Source organism: Wolbachia endosymbiont of Oedothorax gibbosus (assembly GCF_936270435.1).
In the GTDB taxonomy this organism is placed as follows: Bacteria; Pseudomonadota; Alphaproteobacteria; order Rickettsiales; family Anaplasmataceae; genus Wolbachia.
On record NZ_OW370567.1, the window covers coordinates 1,116,827 to 1,127,872 of the forward strand.

Sequence of the window (11,046 nt, forward strand, 5' to 3'; positions counted from 1 at the left end):
AGGTTCTAAGAAAAAATAAATAAATTGCTGATTTAATGCTGAACATGAGCAAGATAGCAAGAAACAAGCTTTTGTGGTTTACAGTAGCAATAGTATGTATTGTTACCACGTATTACTATCAAAAATCTAAGGCCGCTGAGGAATATCAGGAAATGCTGAAAGTGGCAGCTAAGAACTGTGACTTAGATACTTTAAAAGTATTAATAAAAAAAAGTAGAGGTGATTCAAGCGTTAGTGAAAGAGCATTATATTATGCGGCAGAGAAAGGATGCTTAGAAGTTGTCAAATTTCTGTTAGATGAAGGAGTAGATATAAATATTAGTTTAGCACTGTTTGGCGCTGCTAACGGTGGTCAATTAGAGGTTGTAAAACTTTTACTGGAAAGAGGAGCTAATCCTCATGTTGAAGGCTGGAAAGGAACAACTCCAAAAACTATAGCAATGAAGAGGTCATTTTATTATAGAGATGAACCTTACAGGGAAATTATAGACCTACTTGCTAAAGCGGAAAAAGAGTATAAGTCAGAGTAATAACCCGTACGTCATTCTCATAACCTGTAGTGCAAACTTTCAATAACTACCTATTAAATTAAACCATTATGCAAAATCAAAAAATCCCAATAACAGTAATAGCAACTATGGTAATACAAACTGTAGCAGTCATATGGTGGTTAGCCAAGCTAGATTTACGGGTTCACATGCATGATAAATTTGTAGAACAAAACCAAGGACTAACAGAAATGGTTTATCGACTTGAAGAGAGAGTGAAAAACCTCACTGAAGAAGTCAATGAACTTGAAGCAATTCACAAACACAAATAACAACTGAATTTCACAATGACTAGATATATTTTGTCCGTTGACGGCGGAGGCATAAGAGGCATCATACCAGCGCTAATACTAGCAGAAATAGAAAAAAGATCAAGGAAGCCTATTTCTCAAATCTTTGATCTAATGGCTGGTACTTCAACCGGTGGGATTGTTATTGCTGGATTGTGTAAGAAAGATGAGCGGGGAAATCCTCAATATTCAGCTAATGATTTAGTTGAGCTTTACCAAGAGTACGGAGCATATATTTTCAAGTCTTCATTTTTTAGGCAATCAATACTATCGTGGTTTAACTGTGCACAATACCCATATGAAAACATCGAGTCGATATTGGAGAAGTATTTTGGTGACGATATTCTCAAAAACACTTTAAGCAAGGTATTGATAACAAGTTATGATATTCATAACAATTATCCGTTTTTCTTCAAAAGTTGGAAAGAGGATGGGAATTTCATTAGGTTGAAGGATGCACTAAGAGCCACAACAGCAGCACCAACATACTTTGCACCTAAGTATTTAGAAGTTAAGCAAGAAAAAAGAGTGTTAGTGGATGGAGGTGTTTTTGCCAATAATCCAGCGGCTTGTGCATACGCAAACAGTAAAAAACTTTTCCCTAATGAAGAAATAGTGCTGGTATCAATCGGCACAGGTCGGCTATCTAATCGAATAAAGTACAGAAAATTAGGAAAGATAGCATGGATAAAGCCCCTATTAAATGTGATGTTTGCGTCAAGCCTTGATGTGGTGAATTACCAACTAGGTAACGTAATGGACGACAGATACGTAAGAATACAATCACAACTGACAATAGCGTCGGCTGAGATGGATAATGTAACACCTAAAAATATTAAATGTCTGCAGCAGGAGGCAAATGCAATGATAGAAGGTAATCAAAAAGTAATCGATAAATTTTGCGATATCGTATCTTAATTTACATAAAAATGCCAAGCAAACTGAAGAAATTATACCACAAAGCAAAGAAAGGTTTAAAAAACATAGTTTCGCCCAAAAAGCATACTAAGGGCCAAGAAGCTAAAATTTCAAACGATAAGCCAAAACCGCTACATGAGCAACCTCTAAAGATGATGGAGAAAACCTCTAAAGTAAAAAAAGATAAAAAAGGAATAAAAGAAAAAATAAAAAGCTTAAAAATAAAACCCGTAGAAAAAGAGCTGAAAAGAGGCAACGTGTTCAAAAAAGGCTTCAAAAAGCTAAAAGGGAAAATAAAAAGCCTAAACCCAATAAAGTCCAAGAAAAACAAGATAATCGGGAGCAAAAGACTAGCATTTTTACTAACATCTGCTACAATCGTGGCAATTTTGCCGATGTTTAATTTGGCCCCTTTTCCAGCATTAGCCATAACTTCGGCATGCGTTTTCAGTATTAATTTTATAGCTGTGAAAACGTTGAAGAAAGTTATCAAACAACGCAAATTAGCAGTAAGATCCGAAGCTGAGCCAGAAAAGCTAGAAGAGGTATCTGTTGAACAACCGAAATCCAAGCAAATTTTCAGAGATGGTAAATAGATTTATTAAGTAAACAACTATCTTTACTTATATCTTAATATAATATCTCTGAGTACCCTGTTTTTAATCCAGAATTCAAGTTGTTACTTCATCACTCACTCAACTCATCAACAGTTAGACCACTTGCTCGCACAATAATCTCAATCGCAATACCTGCCTTAACTAGATCTTTTGCAATCTTGATTTTCTCTGCTTTTTTAACTTTTTCCTTGCTACTTTTCATATCTTCAGATAGAGATTTGACTAATGCATCTAATGATTCTTGTTCTCTGTACTCATCCATTAAACTCAATAGCTTTTTGCTTTCTCTTGTTTTAGGCAGTAGAATTTTAATATTCACTGATAATGCTCTTGCTATTTCATATAATTTATCAAATGAGATGGCAGTATATCCTTTTTCATATTCGTGTATTTCCTTGAGCGTTAAATCAATTTTATCCGCCAAATCTTTTTGGGTATATCTTCTTATCAACCTCCATTCTCTTATTCTTTGCCCTATTCTGTAATATATAGAATCAGTGCAGACTTCTCTCTCTGTATTATCATACTCGTAAATAGATAAGCCTGTTGCCTGGGAAATTATGTCAACTGAAACCCCTTCTTTCACTAGATTTTTTGCTACCTCTAATCTTGCTTCCTCTTGATTGATTTTTTCGCTAATATGAACAAACCTGACTAATGAAGGTACTATTTTGCCTAACTTTTGATTCTCGTATATTTTCGTTAGATAGAGTATTTCCTCGTCTTCATAGCTGTCTTCCCTTACTATTACTGGTTCAGGTAATAAATCTACAACGCCAACTGATAATACTCTTGCTATTATATATAGTACTTCAATTGGAATAGAAATATACCCATTTTCATAATTGGTTACTTCTTGATATGCTAATCCGATTTTACTTGCCAACTCTGCTTGAGTACACCTTTGCATTAATCTACAATCTTCTATTTTTCGCCCTATTTTGTAGTTTATAGAACTAACATCTCTTACAGAAACAAACATATATATCTCAATTTAAAAAACAATTTTTTGATCAGCAGATAAACCTATTATTTGCAAAATAATATCAATAGGAATTCCCCCTTTTACTAAATCCCTTCCAACTTTAATCCTTTCTACCTCTCTCACTTTCTCCTCACAAAGCCGTATCCCTTCAAATAAAGATTTTATTAGTGCATTACGTAGTTCTTGGCTCTCAATTTCTTTGTATTCTTTAATCAAATCAGGTAGCTCATTTTTCACTTTACTCCCTTCCTCTATTAGTAGATCCGTAATATTAATCGATAATGCTTCTGCCATTTCATATAATTTATCAAGTGGAACAGCAGTCCTTCCTTGCTCATAGTTACTTATTTCATCACGTGTTGTAGTCATTTTCTCTGCTAAATCCTTTTGAGTGCACTCTCTTACCAGTCTCCATTCCTTTATCTTTTTCCCTATTTTGTAGTAGATAGAACCTATTTTTTCTTCAACACATTCATCAGCAGAGAGACCAATTGCTTGTGAAACAATATCAACAGAAACTCCTGCTTTAACCAGACCCTTTGCAATTTTTATTTTCTCTGCTTTTTTACTACTTTTCTCACTAATTTGAACAAACTTGGTTAGTAAACAAAATATCTTACGTAACTCTTGATCATTAATCTTTTTATATTCTCTTACTAGATCTAATATTTCCTCTCCCTTATCTTCAAAACAGATTTTTTCATTTGATACAGGAATGAGATCCGTAATACTGATTGATAGTGCCTCAGCTATAGCATATAACCTTTCAATTGGAACTCTACGATTCCCTTTCTCATATTGCAGTATTACCCAATACTTTACACCAATTTTCTCAGCTAAATCCTTCTGAGTATACCCTCGCTCTAACCTCCAACTTTTCAATTTTTGCCCTACTTCATAGTCTAGACTTTTTTCCACGCAAAAAACCATATATATAATATCTTCTACTATAGCTCAAAGGCTCCAGATATAATAGCCAGACTCTGGAACCTTTAAATTAAAGTGCCCTACAAGTTTCTTTACTATTTTCACGTACTTTGTCTGCCCATGAAAACAATTTTTCACTTACTTCCTTCTGCTTTTCACTCCATATTCCGCACCTAGTGAAATTACCTCTTTCTACCACTTCCTTAAGCTTCACTCCCCCAAAAAGGCAATTTTTTCCAATTTCTTCACCTCTTTTTTGTAACTCAGCCCACATTTCCTTATTTTCTACTCTCAATTGTACTTGATCATGTTTTTTTACATCTTGGTACAATATAATATTTAGCTTACCAAGGCTTGTAGGAAATTCTAACATGACAGAGCTGCTATCTGACATATCAGTATAGTTTCTTATACCTCCCTTCTCGCTTTTAACCTCAACTGCATTATTGCCAATTTTTAAAATATTACTTCCTAACTCTCTCAGTATTTTGGCTACTTCTATCTTACTATCCTTGGAAAATTCTATATACGATGTTGTATTATCTGCTTCCACATCTATCAATTCCCCTTCTTGAATAGCGCTTTCACCAATTTTTCTCAAATCCTCAAGCTTCTTGTCTATATGAGGCTGAACTTCTGGTTGTAGCTCATTATAGATTTCACCTATCAATTTATTCTCCAATAAAGTATCATGAAACTCTGCACCGCTTAGCATTAATTTACGTATTAGCTTTTTACGATCAGCCTTATCAAATTTATGAAAATGTGTACCTAATACTACATACTCTGCAAAACTCCATTCCCCGTCATCACATGCATTTATTCTTGCTCCTGAGGCTAGTACTTGGTCTATAGTTTTGTGCAATTCATTTGGACTTTTTGCTCTTACCACAGCACTCTTAAACCAGCTCAACTTTTCGCTTTCGCTTGCACTTGGCTTTATTTTTTGCAAAGCTGAAGTAAATGGATTTAAATCTTCTGCTTGATCATTTAAAGGTTTTGTGCCATATATGTAGTCAAGTCCTTTCCCATAGTTGATTTTGTTTTCGCGAACTTCTCTACCAGGGAAAGGTGCTATTTCTTGAGGCTTTTTAGCCTTATTAATTTTGCTTACAAAAGTAGGCTGCTGGCTAGTACCTACAATAGCATTTAACATCTCACCTTTTGATAATTTATCAAGATCAACGTTTAACTCGTAAACACCTCCTTTTTTGTCATCAAAAGGTACAATTATCTTATTACCCATATTAGCCTCCGCTATTAAATATACTTTCTAAGTGTATAGTTGTTATACACTCTATTACTCATTATAAATTATAGTGAGTAGATTTGCAAATACTTTCTGCTATAACAGTCCGTTTTCTCTAAAGCTAAAATAGCCTCCACTTGTGATGATAATATGATCAAATAATCTCACACTTACAGTACTACACGCTGCTGCTAATACCAATTCTCACTGCAGAACAAACAGATAGACAACAATGGAAAAAAAGCCATACTAAACTAAGTGTAATAGCGAGGTATAAATGGCATTAAGATCAAAATTATTGGATGAAAAAGTAGTGGAATCGGCAAAAGCAATGCTGAAGAAAGTAAGAAATAACGCATACGTTACAAAAAAACTAAATGCTGTAATTGCAGCAAAAAAGCACAGCATAACAGCGGTAGCAAAGATATGTTGCATTTCAAGAACTGCACTGACTGAGTGGATAAAGCACCTAAAATTTAACAGAGAGGAAAAATTGTTTGCTCCACCTCAACGTCGTAGAAAAACTAGATTGGATCAAAGTCAGCGTGAACAAGTTGAAGCATGGATACAAGACAATCCTAATATCACCATTAAAGAAATGAGAATAAAAATCCAGGAAAGATTTGGTTTGGATATCAGTAAGTCCACAGTACACCGTAATATGCAAAGAATGAAATTCTCATATATTACTCCAAGACCAGTTCATAATGGTCAAGATAAAAGCAAACAAGAGGAGTTTAAAAAAAAATCTCAACGAAACTATTGGCAAATATCCAGAAAAAGAGCTATTTTTCTTTGATGAGTCTCGGTTTGGCACACATTCAAAAATTGGACATGGGTGGTTTAAAAAAGGCATTAGGACACAGGTTAAAATAAAATTAGGTAGGCAAAATTTCTATCTCTATAGTGCGGTTAATCCTAGAAATGGAGAGAGTTCTAGCTTGTTTGCACCAAATGTCAACACTGATTGCATGAATATATTTCTTGAGCAGATGTCGCAATATCTAGGAATACGAGAGACTTTTCTCGTTATGGACTGTGCTAGTTGGCATAGGTCAAAAAATTTAAAGGTACCTAAAAATATCGATATTATATACCTACCTCCATACTCACCTGAGCTCAATCCTGTTGAGAGGTTTTGGTTATATATAAAACAGAACATTTTGTGCAATAAAATATACGATACAATTACCCTGCTTGAGCGCACTTTGTGTAAATTTGTTACCTCTCTTACCCACTCCATAATTAAACAACTCTGCAATGTCTCCTATTTGTCCTCCTAATAATGAGAATTGGTATAAGCTCTTTGTTACTTCTTGATCTTCTTCTGATGGTTCTAAACTCCCTCCAGGATGGTTATGTGACATTATTACTAATGTTGCATCTTTTATTAATGCTTTTCTTGTAATTTCCTTTATGTATACTGGTGCTTTTTCCATTTCACCAATATAGGATTCTTCTCCGATTAATTGGCGCCTCTTATTCAAATACAGTATTTTTACACATTCCCTTTCTGAGTGGCCTATACTTACGTTTAAGTACTCTACTAGCCCTTGTAAGTCCATTATTGGCTCACCCTTGAGCTTTTCTCTCAGTACCCTTTCTAGTGTTTCCTTAACACACATAATCATTGCTACTGCAGAATCAGTTACTCCTTCTATAACTTTCAGGTCATCCATTTCTCGACCTAAAATCCTTCCTACTCCCGTATAGCTATTCACCAGATTTTTAGCAATTTCTTGAGCTTGTGGCCTTTCATGTACTGCACTTAGAAACGTTTCCATTATTTCACGATCAAGTAGTGCTTTACCTTTGCTTTCTAATATTCTGAATTCGATTTCTTCTTTACTTTTATTCATATAATTTACCTTTCACTAACAACAAACTTTTTTTAGATATTTACTGCTGTTTTTTTTATCAGCATTGGCATAAAGCCATAGCTTTCGAGTGAAGTCAAATCAATTTCTCAATCTTTTTTATTTATTTTTTTATGAGATAGTAAAGATATTAATAGTTGCTAGTTTCTTTAAGCGATGTCGTTGTATTTTTATACACCAATTTGACGTCTCCCACAGCTTCAAACTCATCGCATCCATTTGCTGGGCTTACAAGGTGCTTTACAGAAGGGTGATAAAAAGATATAGAAAGGGACGTCTAAGGTGCGTAATAGCATTCTAGGGTCATCTATGAAGGTAGTTTTTTGCCAACTCTTGAAATTTAGCTAACTTTAATAGACTTCAGCATAAAAACGTTGAATATTTCTTCAGAATTGTGTATAATTATTAATGCTTTTTGTGTGCCGTAGAGACACAAGGAATGTTCAGGAAAGAGCAAACTAAGTGCGAAAGCTGCACAATAGATGAGGGTGGGCCCCTCGGAGCCGGTTTACAAGAGCAGGCTTCAAACAACCATAAGCTGCTTTGGTAAAGAGCCAAGGTAGTGAGCGTTATGGAAAAGGCGTAATTATGCGTCATGTGTGAAATAGAGAGATGAACGCAAGTGAACCACTGATTACACGTCGAAAGGTAATGCGATGATGTCAAAACCAGGGGAGAAAAAGTAACTTGGGATAAGCCTATCGGGAACTTGTCTACTGGGTAGGTGGCATCCGGCATATAGGTGGCATGAACCTATTTCAGGCTATTGTGTGGAACTATGGGAACCTGTCGTTTCGATGATAAGGGAGAAGTCCAAGGAGCTGAACTCTAAGGAAGAGAGTACTGATGCGAAAAACAGGGGCGGATTAGCTCGTAGTAGTGAAGAAGTTTTTGTAATGGAAATGGAGCGAAGGGGCTGAGTTATTTAGTTTTAATTATTTATCAACCGAAAGGGAAGAGTTAATGAATAAAACAAAATCTTTTGACATACCAAAGCAACTGATTTGGAAAGCTTATAAACAAGTATCCAAAAACAGAGGTGCGGCAGGTGTAGATGAGGTCTCGATAACAAAGTTTGAAGAAAATCTAAAAGATAATCTATACAAACTGTGGAATCGGATGTCATCCGGAAGTTATTTTCCAGAACCAGTAAAAGCTGTTGCGATACCAAAAGATACAGGAGGACAAAGAACTTTATGTGTTCCTTCAGTATTCGACAGGATAGGGCAAACAGCAGCTACTATGTATCTCGAACCGTTAGTAGAGCAGGAATTTCACGAAGATTCGTATGGTTATAGACCAAACAAGTCTGCACTGGATGCGGTAAGTACAGCGTGTAAGAGATGTTGGAGAAGTGATTGGACGATAGATCTTGATATTTCTGGATTTTTCGACAATCTGGATCATGTGTTAGCACTGCAAACTATCAAGAAGCATACAGATTGCAAGTGGGTCATACTGTACGTGGAAAGGTGGATGAAAGCCCCGATTCAACTAGCAGATGGCAGTAAGGTAGTTAGGAATAAGGGAGTTCCACAAGGAGGTTCTGTAAGCCCAATCATTTCTAACATATTTATGCATCATGCATTTGATATGTGGATGAGGCAAAACTACCCAACAATACCATTTGAGAGATATGTAGATGATGCAATGGTGCACTGTAAAACCCAGAGACAGGCAAAATTCATAAAAGACAAGATCGAAGAAAGATTGGCTGAGTTTAAGCTAAAATTACATCCTGAAAAGACACAAATAGTGTACTGTAAGGATGACAATAGGAGAGATGAGTTTCCAATACAGAGCTTTGACTTTCTGGGTTACACGTTCAGACCTAGACTGGCAAAGAACAATAAAATAGGAAACTATTTTGTCTCATTTCTACCTGCAATTAGCAACAAAGCCAAGAAGAAGATCAACCAAACCATAAGGTCATGGAAAATACGTAGGCAAAACATATACAACACTAGAGAAAATATCAAAGAAAATAAATCCTATAGTCCGAGGCTGGTATCAGTACTATGGCAGGTTTTATAAATCAGAGATGTATCCATCTCTCAGAAATGTAGAGTGGCACCTAGTAGGATGGGTCAGAGCCAAATATAAGAAACTTCGAAATCATGGAAGACTAGCAAAGCAATTTCTAGCAAAAGTGAGAAAGAGGTCTCCAAATATTTTCTATCACTGGACACTAGGATTGGGATCAAAAGGCTGAATAACGGGAGCTGTATAAATCGAGAGGTTTACGTACAGTTCTGCGAGAGACTGGTGGGGAAGTTCCGCCGGTCTACTCTCCAGGTTAGTTCGTTATGGCTTTTTCTAAGTTCCTCGATCCTAAATATGGTTTGCCCTTCAAACGAGTGTTCGGCACTGAAAAAAATAAGAATATTCTTATCCACTTTTTAAATGATATCTTAGGGTTTACTGGTGTCAATACAATACAAGAAGTTAAGTTTCTTAGCACTATCATGGATCCTGAGATTGCTTCTGATTGATAAGCAGAGTATTGTTGATGTCCTCTGTAAGGATTCTCACGGAATATAGATACATAGCGGAAATGCAGCTCGCTAGGGACAAGGGATTTGAAAAACGTGCCCAACTTTATGCTGCTAAAGCTTACTCAAGACAATCTGGCAATTACATTGATTTTAAGAAAGTCTTCTTTATCGCTATTTCCAATAGTATATTATTTCCTACAGAGGTTGAGTATATTTCCACTCACAATATACGTGATATAAAGACTAACGGACATTACTTAAAAGATTTTCAATTCATCTTTATTGAGTTGCCTAAATTTACAAAGAACAGAGTAGAGCAACTAGAGAGTACAGTAGAAAGGTGGTGTTTCTTTTTTTCGGTATGCAGAGGATACTACAGATGAAGACCTTAAAAGATATTGCAGAAAAATCTCCAATAATAAAGCTAGCATATGATGAATTAGACAAGTTTAGTTGGGAAGAAGAGGATCTTGCAGCATACGAAGAAAGAGTTTTGAGTGTACAGAAAGAAGCTGCTATTTGGGAACAACGTCTTGATGATGCTAATGAAAAAGGCAGAGAAGAAGGCATCCAAATCGGTCATGAAAAAGGCAGAGCTGAAGGTAGGCAGGAAGGCAGAGAAGAGGGCGAAAAACAGGCTAAAATAGCTGTGGCAAAGAATCTACTTAAAGCAGGGGTTTCTACCGATATCATAGTTCAAACTACTGGTCTTACGGCTAATGAAGTTAAAGGCCTACTATCTCTAGATGCTTAGGTGAATATCTTTGTATTAGACGAAAATCCTATAACTGCAGCACAAATGTTATGCGATAAGCACATAGTGAAAATGCCATTAGAAACTGCTCAATTACTTAGTAGTGTTTTTTCAATAGCATTAAAAGCGCCAAATCCTTTAGTCAGCATCACAGACCAGAATATAGAGGTTCCATATAAACTTACTCACAAAAACCACCCTTGTTCTCTATGGGCTAGACACTCAAAAGGAAACTTTAATTGGTTATGGAAAAGAATTGTGTATAGAATATAGCTTACGATACAAAAGAACGCATAAATCCGAAGAAGTTATAGATTGGTGTGATAGTAATAAGGATTCACTCATTTTCGATCAACTGATATGCAAGCTTTTATACAAGCACTGCC

General features: G+C 35.7%; 11 protein-coding genes and 4 pseudogenes. 10 read left to right on the plus strand and 5 right to left on the minus strand.

Translation table 11 applies throughout. The features are described 5' to 3' along the window. The first annotated feature begins 44 nt into the window (after nt 1–44). From NBW39_RS05615 to NBW39_RS05630, 4 genes are all read left to right on the plus strand, one after another. Entirely contained in the window at nt 45–530 is a 486-nt protein-coding gene (locus NBW39_RS05615; RefSeq protein WP_250294808.1) for an ankyrin repeat domain-containing protein, read from the plus strand. A gap of 68 nt (nt 531–598) precedes the next feature. Then, nucleotides 599–820: a hypothetical protein gene (locus tag NBW39_RS05620; RefSeq protein WP_250294809.1), complete on the plus strand. Its 222-nt coding sequence runs from the start codon at nt 599–601 to the stop codon at nt 818–820. Nucleotides 821–835: 15 nt separating this feature from the next. Then, entirely contained in the window at nt 836–1,756 is a 921-nt protein-coding gene (locus tag NBW39_RS05625) for a patatin-like phospholipase family protein (protein WP_250294810.1), read from the plus strand. Between the two features lie 11 nt (nt 1,757–1,767). Beyond that, complete coding sequence (locus tag NBW39_RS05630; RefSeq protein WP_250294811.1) at nt 1,768–2,352, plus strand: hypothetical protein; 585 nt, start codon at nt 1,768–1,770, stop codon at nt 2,350–2,352. Between the two features lie 91 nt (nt 2,353–2,443). Here NBW39_RS05630 and wmk (NBW39_RS05635) read toward each other — a convergent pair whose 3' ends face one another. The 4 genes and pseudogenes from wmk (NBW39_RS05635) to NBW39_RS05650 all read right to left on the minus strand — a co-directional run. After that, nucleotides 2,444–3,355 carry a WO male-killing family protein Wmk gene (gene wmk, locus NBW39_RS05635; RefSeq protein ID WP_250294812.1) on the minus strand — a complete coding sequence of 304 codons (912 nt, stop codon included), beginning with the start codon at nt 3,353–3,355 and terminating at the stop codon, nt 2,444–2,446. A gap of 12 nt (nt 3,356–3,367) precedes the next feature. Further along, a complete protein-coding gene (gene wmk / locus NBW39_RS05640; protein WP_250294814.1) occupies nt 3,368–4,288 on the minus strand; it encodes a WO male-killing family protein Wmk in 921 nt (306 codons plus the stop codon). A 67-nt stretch (nt 4,289–4,355) separates the two neighbouring features. Continuing rightward, nucleotides 4,356–5,531 (minus strand): hypothetical protein, encoded by a 1,176-nt coding sequence (locus NBW39_RS05645; protein WP_250294816.1) that lies wholly within the window; start codon nt 5,529–5,531, stop codon nt 4,356–4,358. Between the two features lie 99 nt (nt 5,532–5,630). After that, nucleotides 5,631–5,729: pseudogene (locus tag NBW39_RS05650) on the minus strand (JAB domain-containing protein); the annotation flags it as partial. Between the two features lie 82 nt (nt 5,730–5,811). Between NBW39_RS05650 and NBW39_RS05655 the strand changes: the two are divergent. Further along, nucleotides 5,812–6,817 (plus strand): IS630 family transposase gene (locus NBW39_RS05655; RefSeq protein WP_250294609.1). Its coding sequence is split into 2 segments (ribosomal slippage): nt 5,812–6,273 and nt 6,275–6,817, totalling 1,005 coding nucleotides; the frame shifts between segments, so codons are not numbered across the junction. 18 nt (nt 6,818–6,835) lie between these two features. Here NBW39_RS05655 and NBW39_RS09020 read toward each other — a convergent pair. Further along, a pseudogene (locus tag NBW39_RS09020) lies at nt 6,836–7,393 on the minus strand (JAB domain-containing protein); the annotation flags it as partial. A gap of 815 nt (nt 7,394–8,208) precedes the next feature. Here NBW39_RS09020 and NBW39_RS08735 point away from each other — a divergent pair. The 5 genes and pseudogenes from NBW39_RS08735 to NBW39_RS09025 form a co-directional block, all read left to right on the plus strand. Further along, nucleotides 8,209–8,331: a hypothetical protein gene (locus NBW39_RS08735; protein WP_256466289.1), complete on the plus strand. Its 123-nt coding sequence runs from the start codon at nt 8,209–8,211 to the stop codon at nt 8,329–8,331. 43 nt (nt 8,332–8,374) lie between these two features. Next, complete coding sequence (gene ltrA, locus NBW39_RS05665; RefSeq protein ID WP_250294817.1) at nt 8,375–9,445, plus strand: group II intron reverse transcriptase/maturase; 1,071 nt, start codon at nt 8,375–8,377, stop codon at nt 9,443–9,445. After that, nucleotides 9,405–9,623, plus strand: a complete 219-nt coding sequence (locus tag NBW39_RS05670) for a group II intron maturase-specific domain-containing protein (protein ID WP_250295771.1) — start codon at nt 9,405–9,407, stop codon at nt 9,621–9,623. Before ltrA ends, NBW39_RS05670 begins: the two co-directional genes overlap by 41 nt. A 94-nt stretch (nt 9,624–9,717) precedes the next feature. Beyond that, nucleotides 9,718–10,660, plus strand: a pseudogene (locus NBW39_RS05675) (Rpn family recombination-promoting nuclease/putative transposase). Further along, nucleotides 10,661–11,046: pseudogene (locus NBW39_RS09025) on the plus strand (pyrimidine dimer DNA glycosylase/endonuclease V); the annotation flags it as partial. It lies immediately after the preceding pseudogene.

What these genes read in the sequence shown, in the direction of transcription:
- NBW39_RS05625 (WP_250294810.1), top strand. Translation starts at nt 836, where the DNA reads ATGACTAGATATATTTTGTCCGTTGACGGCGGAGGCATAAGAGGCATC.
- wmk (WP_250294814.1), bottom strand. Translation starts at nt 4,288, where the DNA reads ATGGTTTTTTGCGTGGAAAAAAGTCTAGACTATGAAGTAGGGCAAAAA.
- wmk (WP_250294812.1), bottom strand. Translation starts at nt 3,355, where the DNA reads ATGTTTGTTTCTGTAAGAGATGTTAGTTCTATAAACTACAAAATAGGG.
- NBW39_RS05630 (WP_250294811.1), top strand. Translation starts at nt 1,768, where the DNA reads ATGCCAAGCAAACTGAAGAAATTATACCACAAAGCAAAGAAAGGTTTA.
- NBW39_RS08735 (WP_256466289.1), top strand. Translation starts at nt 8,209, where the DNA reads ATGATAAGGGAGAAGTCCAAGGAGCTGAACTCTAAGGAAGAGAGTACT.
- NBW39_RS05615 (WP_250294808.1), top strand. Translation starts at nt 45, where the DNA reads ATGAGCAAGATAGCAAGAAACAAGCTTTTGTGGTTTACAGTAGCAATA.
- NBW39_RS05620 (WP_250294809.1), top strand. Translation starts at nt 599, where the DNA reads ATGCAAAATCAAAAAATCCCAATAACAGTAATAGCAACTATGGTAATA.
- ltrA (WP_250294817.1), top strand. Translation starts at nt 8,375, where the DNA reads ATGAATAAAACAAAATCTTTTGACATACCAAAGCAACTGATTTGGAAA.
- NBW39_RS05645 (WP_250294816.1), bottom strand. Translation starts at nt 5,531, where the DNA reads ATGGGTAATAAGATAATTGTACCTTTTGATGACAAAAAAGGAGGTGTT.